The 16,462-nt window shown below is 63.3% G+C and carries 13 protein-coding genes; 5 read left to right on the forward strand and 8 right to left on the reverse strand.

All coding sequences use genetic code 11. From position 1 onward, the window contains the following. Nucleotides 1–50 precede the first annotated feature (50 nt). Entirely contained in the window at nucleotides 51–1,688 is a 1,638-nt protein-coding gene (gene ggt, locus NATTI_RS0122415; RefSeq protein ID WP_006091202.1) for a gamma-glutamyltransferase, read from the forward strand. Between the two features lie 121 nt (nucleotides 1,689–1,809). Here the strand turns inward: ggt and NATTI_RS25810 are convergent, their stop codons facing one another. After that, nucleotides 1,810–2,613, reverse strand: coding sequence for a redoxin domain-containing protein (locus tag NATTI_RS25810; protein WP_006091203.1), 804 nt, complete (start codon nucleotides 2,611–2,613; stop codon nucleotides 1,810–1,812). Nucleotides 2,614–2,754: 141 nt separating this feature from the next. Between NATTI_RS25810 and NATTI_RS0122425 the strand changes: the two genes are divergently transcribed. Continuing rightward, on the forward strand, nucleotides 2,755–4,077 hold the full coding sequence (locus tag NATTI_RS0122425; protein ID WP_006091204.1) for an aminotransferase family protein: 1,323 nt from the start codon (nucleotides 2,755–2,757) through the stop codon (nucleotides 4,075–4,077). A gap of 23 nt (nucleotides 4,078–4,100) precedes the next feature. Here the strand turns inward: NATTI_RS0122425 and NATTI_RS0122430 are convergent, their stop codons facing one another. After that, entirely contained in the window at nucleotides 4,101–5,117 is a 1,017-nt protein-coding gene (locus tag NATTI_RS0122430; protein ID WP_006091205.1) for an alcohol dehydrogenase catalytic domain-containing protein, read from the reverse strand. 133 nt (nucleotides 5,118–5,250) lie between these two features. Further along, nucleotides 5,251–6,393: an N-methyl-L-tryptophan oxidase gene (gene solA / locus NATTI_RS0122435; RefSeq protein ID WP_027119273.1), complete on the reverse strand. Its 1,143-nt coding sequence runs from the start codon at nucleotides 6,391–6,393 to the stop codon at nucleotides 5,251–5,253. Between the two features lie 321 nt (nucleotides 6,394–6,714). Between solA and NATTI_RS0122440 the strand changes: the two genes are divergently transcribed. Then, the gene (locus tag NATTI_RS0122440) at nucleotides 6,715–7,263 is read left to right on the forward strand and encodes a PadR family transcriptional regulator (protein ID WP_006091207.1); all 549 of its coding nucleotides are present in this window, start codon (nucleotides 6,715–6,717) and stop codon (nucleotides 7,261–7,263) included. Nucleotides 7,264–7,475: 212 nt separating this feature from the next. On the opposite strand, the gene NATTI_RS0122445 is transcribed toward NATTI_RS0122440, so the two are convergent. From NATTI_RS0122445 to ddh, 3 genes are all read right to left on the reverse strand, one after another. Next, the gene (locus tag NATTI_RS0122445; RefSeq protein WP_006091209.1) at nucleotides 7,476–8,648 is read right to left on the reverse strand and encodes an MFS transporter; all 1,173 of its coding nucleotides are present in this window, start codon (nucleotides 8,646–8,648) and stop codon (nucleotides 7,476–7,478) included. A gap of 110 nt (nucleotides 8,649–8,758) precedes the next feature. Next, nucleotides 8,759–9,928 (reverse strand): acyl-CoA dehydrogenase family protein, encoded by a 1,170-nt coding sequence (locus NATTI_RS0122450; RefSeq protein ID WP_019992178.1) that lies wholly within the window; start codon nucleotides 9,926–9,928, stop codon nucleotides 8,759–8,761. An 82-nt stretch (nucleotides 9,929–10,010) separates the two neighbouring features. Further along, nucleotides 10,011–10,940 carry a D-2-hydroxyacid dehydrogenase gene (ddh, locus tag NATTI_RS0122455; RefSeq protein ID WP_006091213.1) on the reverse strand — a complete coding sequence of 310 codons (930 nt, stop codon included), beginning with the start codon at nucleotides 10,938–10,940 and terminating at the stop codon, nucleotides 10,011–10,013. Nucleotides 10,941–11,248: 308 nt separating this feature from the next. On the opposite strand from ddh, the gene NATTI_RS0122460 reads away from it, so the two are divergent. After that, nucleotides 11,249–12,424: an MFS transporter gene (locus NATTI_RS0122460; RefSeq protein WP_006091215.1), complete on the forward strand. Its 1,176-nt coding sequence runs from the start codon at nucleotides 11,249–11,251 to the stop codon at nucleotides 12,422–12,424. Between the two features lie 22 nt (nucleotides 12,425–12,446). Here NATTI_RS0122460 and NATTI_RS0122465 read toward each other — a convergent pair whose 3' ends face one another. Next, nucleotides 12,447–13,634: a CaiB/BaiF CoA transferase family protein gene (locus tag NATTI_RS0122465; RefSeq protein WP_006091217.1), complete on the reverse strand. Its 1,188-nt coding sequence runs from the start codon at nucleotides 13,632–13,634 to the stop codon at nucleotides 12,447–12,449. 177 nt (nucleotides 13,635–13,811) lie between these two features. Between NATTI_RS0122465 and NATTI_RS0122470 the strand changes: the two genes are divergently transcribed. Further along, entirely contained in the window at nucleotides 13,812–14,603 is a 792-nt protein-coding gene (locus NATTI_RS0122470; protein WP_006091219.1) for an HpcH/HpaI aldolase family protein, read from the forward strand. Between the two features lie 118 nt (nucleotides 14,604–14,721). On the opposite strand, the gene NATTI_RS0122475 is transcribed toward NATTI_RS0122470, so the two are convergent. Continuing rightward, the gene (locus tag NATTI_RS0122475; RefSeq protein ID WP_006091221.1) at nucleotides 14,722–16,365 is read right to left on the reverse strand and encodes a thiamine pyrophosphate-binding protein; all 1,644 of its coding nucleotides are present in this window, start codon (nucleotides 16,363–16,365) and stop codon (nucleotides 14,722–14,724) included. Nucleotides 16,366–16,462 lie beyond the last annotated feature (97 nt).

Here is a 16,462-nt window from a genome sequence, read left to right on the forward strand (position 1 = left end):
TGAATTTTCGGACAATAATGTTTTTGCCCCCGTCTATCCACACCCTTCGTATGGACGGACAGCAATCGCCAGATCTCGATCAGTTCACTTCGCGCCGATCGACCGTGTACGCACCGAACGGAATCGTCGCGACTAGCCAACCGCTCGCCGCCGAAGCCGGAGCGGCGATCCTTCGCGAAGGCGGTAACGCGTTCGACGCAGCGGTATCGACCGCTGCAGCCCTGAACGTCGTCGAACCGACCAGCACCGGGCTCGGCGGCGACGTCTTCGCGCTCTACAAGACCGCCGACGGCGAGGTTGGCGCGCTTCGAAGCTGCGGCGGCGCGCCTGGCAATGCGACGCTCGAGCGCGTTCGCGACCGGATCGCCGCCGATCAGGGCGTCGAACCCGACGCGGCGGAGATGCCAACCTACGGTCCGTACACAATCACCGTTCCGGGAACCGCTCGCGGCTGGGAACGCACCGTCGAGGATCTCGGCACGCTCTCTCTCGAGCGAGTGCTCGAGCCGGCGATCGAGTACGCGACCGAGGGGTTCCCAGTCTCGGAGATCATCGCCAATCAGTGGGCGGAGGCGTCGTCGGTGCTCCGAGACGACAACGCTCGCGACGCGTATCTGCCGGACGGTCGCGCACCCGAGGTCGGCGAACACGTCCGTCTCCCGGCGCTCGGCGAGACGATGCGACGGATCGCCGAGGACGGGGCCGACGTCTTCTACGAGGGCGAGATCGCCGAGGAGATCGTGTCGGCGGTCCAATCGCGCGACGGCTTCCTGACGCTCGAGGATCTGGCGTCGTTCGAACCGGAGTACGTCGACCCGATCAGTACGACCTACGGCGGCGCCGAAATATTCCAGTTGCCGCCGAACAACCAGGGAATCGTCGCGCTCGAGGCCCTGAACATCGCCGAGGCGCTCGGCGCGGGCGATCACCCGCCTGACTCGCCGGAACGAATCCACCTCGCGGTCGAAGCAGCGAAACGCGCGCTGACCGACGGGCTCTTTCACGTCACCGATTCCGACTTCGAGGACGTCCCGGAGCTCGGCTCCAAGGCGTACGCGGCCGAGCGAGCCGATGAAATCGGGGCCGAAGCGACGCAGGATGTCGATATCGGACACCCGAGCGCAAACGGGAGCGCCGAGGACGCCGACACCGTGCTCCTGACCGTCGCCGACGAGGAGGGGAACGTCGTCTCGTACATCAACTCCCGCTTCAAGGACTTCGGCAGCGGCGTCGTCGCGGGCGATACCGGCGTCGCCCTGCAGAACCGCGGCAGTTCGTTCTCGCTGGACCCGGATCATCCGAATCGGATCGAGCCCGGGAAGCGACCGTTCCACACCCTCATCCCCGGACTGGCGCGGTTCGACGACTCCGACTGGGCCGCATTCGGCGTCATGGGTGGCTACATGCAACCGCAGGGGCATCTTCAGGTTCTCCTGAACCTTCTCGAGGATGGGATGTCGCTGCAGGAGGCGATGGATTACCCTCGATGGCGCTATCAGGTCGACGGCCAGCTCGCCGTCGAAGGACGCTACGACGGGACCGTGCTGACGAAACTCGCCCGACGCGGTCACGAGGTGCGGGTCCGACCGCCGGGACACTTCGGCGGCAGTCAGATCGCCCGCAACGACGACGGGACGCTCTCGGGTGCCACCGATCCGCGTAAAGACGGCTCAGTCGTCGGATTCTGACTGCCCTATCGGCAAAACGGCGGGAGCGCAGTTTACCGCGTCACCCGGTCTGTGGGTCTCGAGACGAATTTTGCAGTACCTATCGCTCCCGTCGCTCGAGGTGGTGACGACCGATTCAAGTCTACTCCGACCAGTTTTCCTCGATCTCGTCGTACGGCGGCGACGGCGGCCACTCGTCGGCGACCCAGGCGTAGTCGATGGTCAGTTCGTCCCCGATCAGAAACACCGCCGGACGGGGCTCCGACACTCCCGACATCCCGTCGAGATCGTGAACGACGCCGTAGCGTTCCGCGACGCCGTTTCCGGGATCGGAGTAGAGCGAGTGCTCGAGACCCCGGTGCTCGATGAACCGCTGGTGGTCGAACGGTTGTGAGATCCCGACGCCGACGACCGTCAGCTTGTCTCCCCATCCTCGTTCCTGAATCTCTTTCCACCAGTACACCGACTTTCCACCCCAGTTCAGCGGATAGAACACCAGCAACACGCATCCATCTCTCGCAATCAGATCGGATAACGACGTATCCTCCCAGTACTCCTCGGACACGAGCGGACGGATGAAATCCGGCGCTTCATCTCCTTCAGTCGGATGATCTGACGGAGCAAACTCGACCAGATCGAACCCGTCCGAAGTCGATTCCTCGTCCGTGACTCCGTTGCCGTACGTCCGATCGAGGTACTCGAGGATGTGGCCGCTCTCGGGCATCGTCACCCCGTGTTCGTGATCCACCACGACGGGCACCGATCGCGTCCCCGACGCGCGCGCGACCGCGTCTCGGCGACTGTGTTCACCCGCGACGAATCGGGAGCGATACGGAACGTCGTATCGCTCGAGCCGCCGGACGACGAGTTCGCAGTAGGGACAGCCGTGGAGTCGGTACAGCGTCATCGTCGCGTCGTCACCGTGTGGATTGATGTCTGTGGACATTCGGAGCTACGGTTCGTTCGGGTCGGGTCGTCTAAAACGTCACTGCCGAAATGAACCGCAATCAGGCGTGCTGATCGGTCGGACTCTCCGAAAGCGGACCCGTTAGCTAATAAGCGTGGGTATAGATACCACAGAACGAGTATGGCAATTGAGCAAATAGATGATGAACTCGAGACCGCGGCGAAAACGATCCCCCACTGGTACTCGGCGGACGACGACGTTCCGACGCTCGTCGACGGTGACGGTGTCGAGGTGTTCGACGCCGACGGAACGGCCTATCTGGACTTTCAATCCCAGCTGTACTGCGTCAACGCGGGCCACAGCAACCAACGGATTATCGATGCGATCGCGGACCAACTGGCCCGAATTCCGTACGTCTCCTCCGGAAAGCACAACGACACCCGAAACGAGCTCGTCACGCGACTGCTCGAGGTCGCGCCGGAATCGATGTCGCAGACGCTCTTTTCGATTTCGGGAAGCGAAGCGAACGAAGCGGCGGTGATGCTCGCACGGGAGTACGCCGACGCGCCGAAGGTACTCACCAGGTGGCGGTCCTACCACGGGTCGACCTACGGAACGGCCAGTCTGACGGGCGACACCGATACGCGTGCCTTCGTCGAATCGCGCGCTGCGATGACGGGAAGCGAGAAGTTCCTGCCGCCGATTCCAGCGGCGTTCGATGCGGAATCGCCCGAAGAACTCGCCGAACAGGCGGCAAACCACCTCGAGTTCGTCATCCGCAACGAGGGACCCGACTCGATCGCCGCGATCCTTACCGAAATCGTCGCGGGGTCGAGCGGCGGCTTCACCGCGCCGCCGGGCTATTTCGACCGCGTCCGCGAACTCTGCGACGAGTACGATATCCTGATGATCGCGGACGAAGTGATCACCGGCTTCGGTCGAACCGGCGAGTGGTTCGGTGCCCAGAGCGAGGGCGTACAACCCGACCTGATGACGTTCGCGAAGGGGGTCACGAGTTCGTACGTCCCGCTGGCGGGCGTGATGATGAACGAGGAAATCGCCGACTACGTCGTGGAAGAGGGGTTCGATATCGGCCAGACGTTCGCTGGTCATCCGGTCGGGTGTGCTGCTGGACTGGCCGCGATGGACGTCTACGAGGACGAACTGATCGAGAACACGCGATCGGTTTCGCCCCACCTCGAGTCCCGACTCGGCGCACTGGAGGACCGATTCGATGTCGTCTCGTCGGTTCACGGCCGCGGCCTCCTCTGGGGCGTCGAGTTCGCCGATTCCGAGACGGGCGAGCCGTTCGTGGATCCGCGGGTGAGCGACGCCGACAATCCGGTCAAAACGGTACTTTCGGCGGCCGGCGAAAACGGTGCGATATTCGGCATGGGTCGCCCCGGTATCCAGCTCCTCGTCTCACCGCCGCTCTGTGTGACCGAAACCGAGATCGACGAGGCGGTCGACATCCTCGAGAACGCGATCGAAACCGCGTTCTAGACCCCCGAATCAATCGCTTCGACCTACTGCTGAGGGCGCACGACGAGCTTTCCGACCATCTCCCGAGATTGCATGTCGGCCATCATCCGTGCCGTGTTTGAAAGCGGGTACTCCCTGGCGATGACCGGGTCCAATCGCCCACGTTCGACGAAGTCGACGAGTTTCTCGAGATCGACCTGCGTTCCGAGCGTGCTTCCGAAGAGACGCTTGTGACCGAAGTACAGATTTCGAGCGTCGAATTCGGGGAACTGACCCGCTGTCCGTCCGCAGACGACCATCGCCCCGTTCGTTCGCAACACCTCGAGTCCGACGCGGGTAAACGGTCCGCCGAGGTGGTTGATCGTCACGTCGACGTCACCGATCGCGGCGACCGCTGTGCGCATCTCGTCGGGGTCGCCGGTGTGAATCGGGTGATCGAGGCCGAGCGACTCGACCGTGCGGAGTTTCGCTTCGTCGGTCGACGTCCCGATGGTTTCGGCACCCAGAATCGTCGCAAGCTGAATCGCTGCCACGCCGACGCCGCCGGTCGCACCCGGAACGAAGACGAGATCCCCGGCCGTCGTTCCGGCGCGCTCGAGCATCCTGAACGCGGTTACGTACGCGATCGGAAGCGCCGCAGCGTCGACGATGTCGACGGATTCAGGGAGTTCGACGAGTCTGTTCGCGTCGACGACTGCTAGTTCGGCGAACGCGCCGTCGTAGCTGCTGTAGTTCTCGCACATGTTCTCGGGACCCTCGCGACAGAACCGGCAGGTCCCGCAGGTCTCGAGCGGACAGAGGACGACGCGGTCTCCCTCAGAGACGCCCGAAACGTCGGCGGCCGTCTCCTCGACGATACCCGCCAGATCGCCGCCGGGTACGAACGGGAGGTCATCGGCGGTGAGCCGGTCATCGTCCTCGAGTTTCCAGAGGTCGCGGTGGTTGAGTGCGGCGGCTTCGACGCGAACGATCGCTTCGCCGGGACCCGGGCTCGGCGTTGACCGGTCCTGGATTTCGACTTCGGGGGGCGTCTCGTGACTGGTGAGTGCGGCGACGCGCATAGTGTAGACTGAGACCACACCTCGTACCATCTTACCTCCTGCGTTCTCACCAAATGATCACAGCGTTGCAGTCGTCTCGAGAGCAGTACGGACGTCTCAATCGAGCCCTCTCGTCCTCACGCGAGTTTCTTACTCACGTCTTCCGTAGCTGATTACCGAACCGGTGGACGCCGATCGGATTGTCGGTGTCGCCGTCGGTCGCAAAATCCGCCAGCACCTCACCGACGACGCTGGCGAATTTGAACCCGTGGCCGGTGAATCCCGCGGCGATCGAGACGTGGGGATACTCCGGGTGCGTATCGAGATAGAAGTGGCCGTCGAGCGAGCGAGTCACGATGCAGGTTGTGAGGCGCAGCGTCGGCCCAGACGCGGCGGGAAAGTGGTTTTCGGGGAGCCGTCTGAGTCGTTTTTCGTCCTCGAGCGTCGCCTCGTCGTTCCAGTCGTCCGGATCGATGGAGTCGGCTCCGGAGGGCGTGTAGCCGAACTTGAACCCGGGCCGTTCGGCCACCGGAAAGCCGTAGAACTCTCCCTCGGGAACGTCGACGTTGAATACCGGAAACGTATCCGGCGTGAACTTCGCGGGCTCCGTCGGCTGAAGCCAGGCCATTACCCGTCGCTGCGGCGAGAGCGCGTTCTCGAGCAGCGGCATGTGTTTGCCCGCCCACGCGCCGGCGGTAACGACGAGGCGGTCCGCCTCGTACGTCTCGCGATTCGTCCGAACCTCGACGCCCCGTTCTCGAGGCGTCCACCCGAGCACCCGCTCGCGAGCGTGGACGGTTCCGCCGTGTTCGTGAGCGAGATTCACGTGCGTCGAGATGGCCCGCTCACAGGCGAGAAAGCCGCCGTTCGGCTGATAGACGCATCTGTGGTCGTCGGGAAGCTCGTAGCCCGGAAATCGCTCCCGAAGCTCCTCTCCTGACAGTACCTCGTGCGGTAGGTCGTTCGACGCACAGGATTCGATCGCGGCCGAAACGTGCGCTGCGTCGGCAGGGCCGGCGCGGATCGATCCCGTTTCCGTGAGGAGACGCTCGCCCGATTCGGCCTCGAGGTCGCGCCAAAGCGTCCGCGCTCGCTCGGCGAGCGGAACGTACGACGGATGTTCGGGCTGTGTCAGCCGGAAGATTCGGGTATCTCCGTGGGAGGATCCCCGTCCGTGCGGAACGTCGTACTGCTCGATTCCCAGCACATCGACGCCTCGCTTGGCCAGGTGGTAGACGGCCGAACTCCCCATCCCACCGACGCCGAGGACGATTACGTCGTACGAATCTCGCGTCATCGATACGACCATTGGTGTGTGGTAGCAAAGCCTTTGATCTTCCGTCGCCGAAATCGGCCGCTGAGTGTCAGCCGTTTTTGGTTGCGTCGTGAATCGTCGCGTGTAGTCACTGAGACCAGGAAAAACGGCGGTGAGTGAGTGACAAATGAGACGATCAGTCCTCGCGATGTCTGCGGTGGACATCGATCGGCTATCTCGTTGTGACGGTACTTCGCGTGAGACAGGGGGAACCGCGGCCCGATTCAGTCGTCGAGTGTCTCGAGTCGATTTTCGACCGACCCTCGAGTTTAGCTTTAAGATGATGGGCCCGGTAGGTCCGGTATGGAACAACGGGAGCTTGCGAGTCTTGCCATCCTCGGTATCTTGGCCGAGAAAGAGCGTGCAACAGTCAAAACTGTCCACGAGAAACTTCGCCACAATTTCGGTCGCTACTGGGGTGCGAGCACCGGAATACTCGTTCCGACGGTCAACCAGCTCAACGACGACGGGTACGTCAAAACGACCGATAGCACCACACAAGCCGCGACGTACAAAATCACCGACGAAGGTCGTAACCACCTACAATCGTTGCTCACGAAGCCGATCGAAGACGTCTCTCACCCCTCTTTCCGGGCCCACCTGATGATGAAACTGGGCTTTCTCCACCATCTCTCGATCGACGGCCAACAGGCGGAAATTCGGGCCCTGAAAGATCAACTGAAGACCGCTCGTGAGGAACTGCGGACGATCGACGCCGCTCACGAGTCGGAAGTCGACGACCGAGAGCGAGTCGGGTACCGACAGGAACTCATCGACCTCCGGGTCCGAATCCTCGATACGTTCCTCGAGTGGCTCGACGCTATCGAACCATCACAGCCGCTCGAGCAGTGAGGTGACGATGTCGTGGTCGGCCGATGATCTCGACACCCGAGCGCTAACACTGGAGAGCCCCGTCAGGCGTAGTATTCGTTCACGTATTCTGTGCTGTCCTCGCTCTCGCAAATCGACTCGCCGCGTGCGGTATCGACCAGGGAGGAACCTAATCCGCTCCACCGAACTCGAGCAATTCGGCGAACACCTGTGCGTACCGCTGGCCGAGGACGTCAGTAACCGAGATCCAGGAGCCAGTTGACGGCCAGCGCGACGGCGACGAGGAGCAAGAGGGCCATGAGCATCCCGAACGACGCCGCCCAGCCGAAAACGTCCGCAAACAGCCCGACTGCGACGGAGCCAAAGGAGCCGACGATGAGGTACACCGTCCGGACGAGTCCGAAGCCGGCGCCTCGCTCTTCGTCGGTCATGTTGTCCATGAACCGCGGCTCCACGGCGACGGCCCAGCTCAATCCGTTACCGATCAGTATGAGGCCGCCGGCGACACCGAGGACCCCGGGGACCGCGACGAACAGCCCTAACCCCGCTGCACTGGTGACCATGCAACCGAAGGTCGTCACGTCGCGACCGAAGCGGTCCGAAATCGCACCGATGCCGGGCTTGACGATCGACTGGATGACGAAGTACGCGGAGAAGACGATGCCGGCGAGCGTCGCCGACTGACCGCGATGCTCGACGAGGAACGTCGGGAGGAACGATGCCGTCCCTTGCCAGACGAACGCGCCGACCGACGCGATAGCGACGGTGAACACGATCTCCGGCTTGCTGAGGATGTTCGTGACCTCCTCGAATTGAAACCGCTGTCGGAGCGGTTGCTTGGGCCGATGGGGTTCGACGGGGTGAATTCGCCAGACGAACAGCGCGAATATCGGGGCGGCGACGATCGCTCCGAACGCGACGGCCGGCCGCCAGCCGTACTGGATGCTGATCCAGGCCGCGGCGATCGGAGCAACCAGTCCCGCCGCCGACGAGCCGATCGTGTGGACGCCGATTGCGAACCCCAGATTATCGTACGTCCGATCGAGAAGCGTCGTCGCTGCGCTGTAGTGGAGTCCGGCGACTGCGCCGAGCACGACCATGGAGAGCACGAACACGGCGTAAACCGGGGAGAGTGCCAGCAGCAGGCTCATCACGGTCGTACCTCCTATCGACACCAGAATAATCGATCGCTCTCCGTACCGATCGGCGAGAATCCCACTCGGAAACTGCATGATCGCGTAGGACAACCACATCCCGGTCAGTGCGATCCCGATGACGGTGTTTCCGATCTGAAAATCGTCGGTGATGGCGGGCACGACGGGGCTGATCGCGAGGCGTGCGACCATCGTCGCAAAGAACGCGAGTGTACACAGCGTGAGTACCGTGTATTTGTACTGCCATCTCATCGTTCCTCACGCATCGACGCGGTCATGAACGGCTACTCACAACGGGCCCCAATCAGTGTGAATTTTCCGGCAAACGACACCGTTCTCGGCGACGACCGAGCGCCACGGCCTCAGTAGGATTTCGGGAGCCCGAGGACGTGTTCGGCGATGTAGTTTTTGACCATCTCGTTCGATATCGGTGCGATGACGTTGATCATCGTCTCGCGCCAGTAGCGCTCGACGTCGTACTCGCTCGCGTAGCCCATCCCGCCGTGTGCGCGGATCGCGCGTTCGCAGGCTTCGAGCGAATCCTCGCTGGCCCGGAGTTTGACGGCGTTTGCCTCAGCCCCACAGTCGCGGTCGGTGTCGTAGAGCCACGCCGCTTTCCGGATCATGAGTTCGTCCTGCTCGAGCTTCGCCCACGAATCCGCGAGCGGATGCTGGACCGCTTGATACGAGCCGATGGGGTTGCCGAAGACGACTCGCTCCCCGGCGTACGCGGCTGCTTTTTCGATCGCGGCTTGCCCGACGCCGACCGCGTTCGAGGCGATCGCGATCCGTTCGGTGTTGGCGAACCGAAGGAGATACCGGAACCCGCTCCCCTCCTCACCGATCCGGTCGGCGGCGGGGATGCGAACGTCGTTGAACCAGACCTCGTTCGAGTCCGATGCACCCCGTCCCGCTTTCGGGATTTCAGAGACTTCGACGCCGTCCATGTCCCGGCTAAACTCGGTGAAAAAGAGCGTGAGCCCGCCGAAGCGGTCGGATTCCGCTCGAGGTTCGGTCCGAGTAAGCAGCATGATCACGTCCGCCTCCTGGGCCTTCGAGGTCCAGATTTTCTGTCCGTTGATCACGTACTCGTCGCCCTCGCGCTCGGCGACCGTCTCGATTCGAGAGGTGTCCGTCCCGGCGTTCGGTTCGGTCACGCCCGTACAGACCTGTACCGACCCGTCGGCGATATCCGGCAGGTAGCGTTCCTTGTGCTCCTCGTCGGCGAACGCGACGAGCGGTTCGGTGCTGAATGTGTGGTGGGCGGTGATCGACGTGCCCGCCATTCCGGCACCCGATCGGGCGATCTCCTGCTGGACCAGTGACGCCTCCTGAACGCCGTAACCCTGCCCGCCGTAGGACTCGGGGATCGTAATTCCGCACCAGCCGCCATCGGCGAACGCCTCGAAGAACGCGGTCGGATACTCGTGTTTCAGGTCTTTCTCGCGCCAGTACTCGTCGCCGAACTCGTCGCAGAGATCGCGTACCTGTGATCGGATCAGCCGCTGTTCGTCGGACAGCTCGAAGTCCATGACCGGTATTTCCCCCATGCTGGCTAAACAGTTTCCCCCGTGCCGGACGCCCAGCCTCGGGACTCGTCGACCGCTCTCGGACTCAGACGACCCGGTTGGTGAGGTCTTCGCCCCGTCTGCTCCGTTCGACGTTCTCGCGGACGATACCGCCCACGTCGCGGACGTAATCGCGGGTGTATGCCGCCGCGTGCGGGGTGACGATGACCTCGTCCAGCTCCCACAGCGGGGACGTCTCGGGTAATGGCTCGGTCTCGAACACGTCGAGTGCTGCGCCCGCAAGGTCGCCGGCCTCGAGGGCGTCGATCAACGCTCGTTCGTCGACGACTGCGCCGCGGGCGACGTTGACGAAGTACGCGTCCGATCGCATGGCGTCGAACTCCGAGGCGGCGAACAGGCCGCGGGTGGCCTCGGTCAACGGCACGGTGACGATAACGAAGTCGGCCGTTGCGATGGGTTCGTGGAGGGCTTCGATGGCGTACATCTCGTCGAACTCGGGGAGGGGGTCGTCGGACCGCCGGACGCCAACCGTTTCGACGCCGAGCGAGCCGAGGACGTCGGCGACGCCGCGGCCGAGCGTCCCCGTGCCGACGACGCAGGCGGTGGTACCCGGCAGCGTGAACGCCTCGTCCCACGCCGGTCGCTCCCAGCGCCGCTCCGTCGCGCTCGCGATCTGGTCGTGGAGCCGACGAGCGAACGCGAGCAGGTAGCCCGCGACGGTTTCGCCGACCGTTCGCCCGTGGATTCCGGTGCTGTTGGTGAGTGCGACGCCCTCCTCGGCGAGCGCCTCGAGCGGGAATCGATCGACGCCCGCCTGCGTCGAGTGGATCCAGTCGACCTCGAACAGCGCGTCGAAGTGGTTTCGCGTGACGACCGCGTCACAGTCGGCGATTCCCGCCTCGTCGACTACGGAGACGTCGACCGGGAGGTCGGAGAGGAATGCCGCGAGTTCCGACGGCGGAAAGATGGCTTCGACGGATTCCTGAACGCCGAGTCGCTCGAGTTTGCCAGTCATACTCCCCCGGAGGTGTAGTCGTCGTATCAATCTTCGCACGGAGTAGTGGTACAGGGGACAGTGTAGAAGATTCTCCCGCGGCGGTCGACGCGCAACCGGGTGGGTGTGTCGTCAGTTGTCCGTCACCATTCGTGCGGCCGCTTGGAATCGGGAAGACACTCAGTCCGGTTTCGTTCGTATTGGTTCGACGTAGCTCGGATCTCGCCGCACCTCGTTCAGCCGTAGCAGAATATTTATCATTAGTACCAGAGTACCACTCTCCTGTGGGAAACAACCCTTTCGAGAGCCTCTCCGACCTCAGGAACGGAGTGGCCGACCTCTGGAGCGGCGGCCGCGGGAGGATACTCACCGCAGTCGCCGCCGGTTGGTTTCTCTCCATCGGCGTTCGGATGATCTATCCCGTAATGCTGCCCTATCTCAGGACCGCTTACGGGCTCGACCTGACGACCGCCGGCCTCCTGCTAACGGTGTTGTTCCTCGCCTACGCGCTGGGCCAGTTTCCGGGCGGGGTGCTCGCGGACCGGTTCGGAGAGCGGTTCACGCTCACGGCGAGCGCGGTGATCTCCGCGGTAACGTTGACGCTCGTTGTCACCGCCAACTCCTCGATTGTTCTCTTCGCCGCTACGGCGCTGTTCGGGTTCGGAACGGCGCTGTACGCGGTCGGGCGATACACCGTCCTGCCGCGACTGTACACGGACCGCCTCGGCGCTGCGAACGGCGTGACGGCCGCCTCGCAGGACGCCGGACAGTCGCTTCTGCCGCCGGTCGGCAGCGTGATCGCGGCGACGTTTCTGTGGCAGCTCGGATTCGGTTTCGCGATTCCGTTGTTCCTGCTCGCAGCCGTCGCCCTTTGGGCCGTCGTTCCGCCCCGTTCGTCGAGCGCTTCGGACGGCGACTCCGGGTTTAGCCGCGACGATTTTCACGTTCTCACGTCGGTGTTCCGCCAGCCGTCGGTCGTGTACGCGACGGCGGTGTTGATCCTCGGACTCTTCGTCTGGCAGGCGTTTACGAGCTTCTATCCGACGTACCTGGTCGAAATAAAGGGACTCTCGACGACGGTCGCCAGCTTTCTCTTCGGGATCTTCTTTGCACTCGGCATTCTTATCAAACCACTTGCAGGCGGCGCGTACGATCGATTCGGCATCCGCCGCTCGCTCACGATCGTCGCGAGCGGACCGACGATCGGCCTCGTCGCGCTCCCGTACGTCGACGCCCTCTGGATCCTTATCGTGGTCACCGCTCTCGTGAGCACCCTGCTCGGCTTCGCGACGGTCGTCGAACCGTCGTTGCTCCACTCTCTCCCCGAGGAAATCCGCGGGACGGGGTTCGGAATCCTTCGATCCGTCGGCTTCACGATCGGTGCGACCAGTCCGGTGCTGTTCGGTGCCGCGGCCGATCGAGGATTTTTCGACGAGATGTTTATTGCTCTGGCCGTGTTCGCCGCCGGCATGATTCTCCTGGCGTTTCGGATCCCCGAGAACTAACGGTCGGGGAGTCGGTGAGATGCTACGAACTTGAGAAGACCGCGTCGCGTTCGTGAAACCGCTCGATTTCGTCGTCGGAGTACGACAGGGCCTCGAGAATGTGATCGGTGTGTTCGCCCTTCTTCGGCGGTCGCGAGGAGAACTGCCCGTCGTGAATGTTCGAACTGAAGCGGAACGGAAGTGATGCTGCCAGGACCTGTTCGTCGACCTCCGGATTGTAGCTGTCGACGATCATCGACCGAGCCTCGACGTGCTCGTCGTTCTCCACGAGATCTCGGACCGTCTGGACGGCCCCCGCCGGGACCCCCGCATCGAGTAGTTTTCGCTCGAGCTCCGCGGACGTGAATTCCGTGAACTCCGGAATGAGTTCGTCCCGGAGCGCTTCCCGGTGGTCCATGCGGTCGTCGATCGTCTGGAACCGGTCCTCCTCGAGCAGATCGCCTCGGTCGAGAACCGTACAGAGCCGCTCGTACATCGCCTCCGAGAGCGCCGCGACGTAGATGTGTCCATCGGCCGTCGGGAAGACCCCGTTCGGCGCGCTGCCGATTCCCTTGCCGCCTGCGCGTTCGGGGAGCGATCCCGACTGGTCGTAGTTCGTGATCCAGTAGGACATCCAGGAGATCGCGACGTCGAACAGCGAGATGTCGATGTGAGTCCCGTCCCCCCCGCGGTCGCGGTGGCGCACGGCGGCGAGAATCGCGAACGCGGCGTTCGCACCCGTCCCGCAGTCGATGAGGCTCGCCCGGATTCGGACCGGCGGCCGATCGCTGTAACCGGTGGTCGCCATGAGCCCCGAGACGGCCTGAATGCAGGGATCGTAGCCGGGATACGACTGATACGGGCCGGTTCGGCCGAAGCCCGACAACGAACAGTAGATGACGTCCTCGTTTCTCGTCGTGACCGACTCGTAGTCGAGATCGTACTTCTCTAAGACGCCGGGCCGAAAGCTCTCCACGATCACGTCGGCTTCGTCGACGAGTTCCGTGACGATCGAGAGCCCTCCGTCGGTTTTCATATCGACACACAGGCTCTGCTTGCCGTGGTTGAACGGGGTGAACATATTTCCGTTCATCAGGTTCCGAAACGAGTCCCCCGACGGCGGTTCGACCTTCAGAACGGTCGCCCCCATCTCTGCGAGCAACTGCGTGCAGACCGGGCCCGCTATCGATTGTGTCAAATCAACGACGGTAAGGTCGTCTAACGGCTTCATACTACCTTCGATATCACCGTCGGAGAAAGTTCTTTGGAATGAGTTAACACACATATGCACACGGAACGGCCCCCACACCTCTCGATGTCTGCCGCCGTCGGGAAGAGCCGTCCCTGAAACCGCGCGTGTCACTCCAACCCACAGGCTTTTGCTACTCGCATCGAAATCGAGGGCACGATGACAACTGACGCGGACGGAGAGCGCTTCGTGTCTCGATTTACCGACGGCAACGTTCTCGGGACGTGGGTTTCGATTGGCCACCCGGCCATAGTCGAAGCGGCCGCGAGAGCGGGATTCGACTTCGTTCTCATCGACACGGAACACACCACGATGAGTCTCGAGACCGTCGCCGAACTCGCCCGTGCGGCCGCTGCGTCGCCCGGAGAACTCGGGGTAATCGTCCGCCCCGCCTGGAACGACCCGGTCCGAATCAAACGGATCCTCGACATCGGGGTCGACGGGATTATGGTTCCGATGGTCGACACGCCGGACGCTGCCACCGAACTCGTCCGGGCGACGCGGTATCCGCCCGACGGTGATCGCGGAATCGCGTCGGGTCGGGCGGCCGGCTACGGCCAGAATTTCGTCGACTACGTCGCGGAGGAGCACCGATCGTTGCTCACGATCGCACAGATCGAAACGCCCACCGGCGTCGAACACGCCAGCGACATCGCGGCGGTAGACGGGATCGACGCGCTCTTCGTCGGACCCGCCGACCTCTCGGCGTCGCTCGGCGTCTTCGCCGAGTGGGACGGACCCGAACTCACTGACGCGATGGCGCGCACTATCGAAGCCGGAGCGAGCGCTGGGACGCCCGTCGGCACGCTCACAGTTCGCGAAGCCGACGTCGAGGACCGCGTCGAACGAGGGTTCGACTTCCAAATCGCGGGAAAAGACATGACGACGCTCATCGAAACCGGCGAACGAATCCGCGAAACGTACGAGGAGAGCGTCTCCCGACGCGAGTAAACCAGCACAGATCCCACCGACGGTACGGAAAGCCCCGGCGTCGTCGGGCGTAGCCCGACTGCTCGAGGGAGCAAAGCTCCCTCTCTGTTCACGCCGGGGAGGATGTCACACTGTTCTCTTACTCGTTCATCCAGACGCCGGACTGCGGCTCGTAGGGGTCAGTCGGAATCTCGACGAGCGTCGGACCGTCGCTCGCGATGGCATCGGCGACGGTCGCTTCGATTTCGTCCGGCGTCTCCGCCCGTTCGACGTCGATTCCGAGTCCGTCGGCGACGGTCGTGTACGAGACCGGATTCTCTTCCCAGCCGTACTCGCCCTCGTCCATCCGGTAGCTCCGCCCGGCTTCCTCGCTGATGATGGCGTAGTCGCTGTTGTTGAGGACGACGACGGTGACGTCGATCTCCTCGTCGGCCAGCGTGTGTAGTTCGTGAAGACACATCAGGAGTCCCCCGTCCCCGGTGAGCGCCACGACGTCCTGCTCCGGGTTGGCGACCTTCGCCCCGATCGCGGAGGGAACTCCCGACCCCATCGTCGCCCACGAGCCCGGATTGACGTAATCCCGGGGCTCGTACGTCGGGAACATCACGAGCGTCCACAGTCGAAACCCGCCCGCGTCGACGGCGACGACCGCATCGCGGGGCGTTCCTTCACGGATCGCGTCCAGCGCCTTGACCGACGTAAGCGGCGCGTCCGACACCGCTCGTAACTCCTCGAGACGCTCGTCGATCGCGTCTCTGGTCGCCTGCGCGCGCTCCGCCCCGTTTGCGCCGGAAATCGATCGTTCCGAAAGCGCGCCGTCGAGTTCGTCGAGCGTTCTGGCGGCGTCGGCGACGATTCCGACCGCTGGCTCGTAGCCGGTTCCGATGTCGTCGGCGCCGAGCGTCACGTGGACCAGTTCGTCCGGGACTTCGATCGACCAGTTCTGCATGGTAACCGCGTCGAAGTCCGTCCCCACGCCGAGCGCTGCGTCCGAGTCGGCGATAAGTTCCTTCACGGCGGTTCCCGTCCCACCGCACAGCACCCCGCCCATGAGTTCGTGCTCGTCGGGAAAGACCGCTTTCCCCTTATACGTGAGCACGACCGGCGCTTCAAGGCGTTCGGCGACCGCTCTCAATTCGTCGCTCGCGTCGGCCGCTCTCGTTCCGCCACCGGCGATGATGACCGGACTCGAGGCTTCCGCGAGGAGGTCCGCCGCAGCGTCGACCTTCGCGTCGGGAACGCCGCTGAACGACTGACGTTCGACCTCGCCCCGTTCGGCGAGCGGGACATCCATCTTGAGGAAGTTTTTCGGGATGCCGATCCGGACGGGGCCTTTCGGGGCCGTCTGTGCGGCGTCGATCGCCGTCTGCAGTTCGGCGACGGTGCTCTGTGGCGTCTCGACGGTGATGTTCTCCTTGACGACGTTGTCGTAGGTGTCCGGCGGCGTCTCGTGGATTCCGTCTCCGCCGCGAATCTCCGGTTCGGTCTCGACGGCGATGTGCAGGAGCGGCGTGCAGTCGTTCAGTGCGTTTTTCAGCCCGTTCATCGCGTTCATATCGCCCGGTCCGGGGATGACCACTGTGGCGGCCATTCCGCCGCTGGTCTCCGCGTACCCCCACGCCTGATGCGAGACGGCGGTTTCGTGGCGAGCCATGACGAACTGAATATCGTCGCGTTCGCTGATACTCTCGTTTAGCGGGAGCGACTGTTTGCCCGGAATGCCAAACAGCGTGTCGACATCGTTCTCAGTCAGACAATCGATGATTGCTTCGTTGACCTTCATAGCGGTAGTGAGACCGAAGACAGTGTAAAGGTATAGGATCTCTCCTGAAAGACAGTTCAATTTCCAGCGGTGGTCGTTGTGTGGGTCGCAACGCAGC

The organism is Natronorubrum tibetense GA33 (assembly GCF_000383975.1).
Taxonomy (GTDB): domain Archaea; phylum Halobacteriota; class Halobacteria; order Halobacteriales; family Natrialbaceae; genus Natronorubrum; species Natronorubrum tibetense.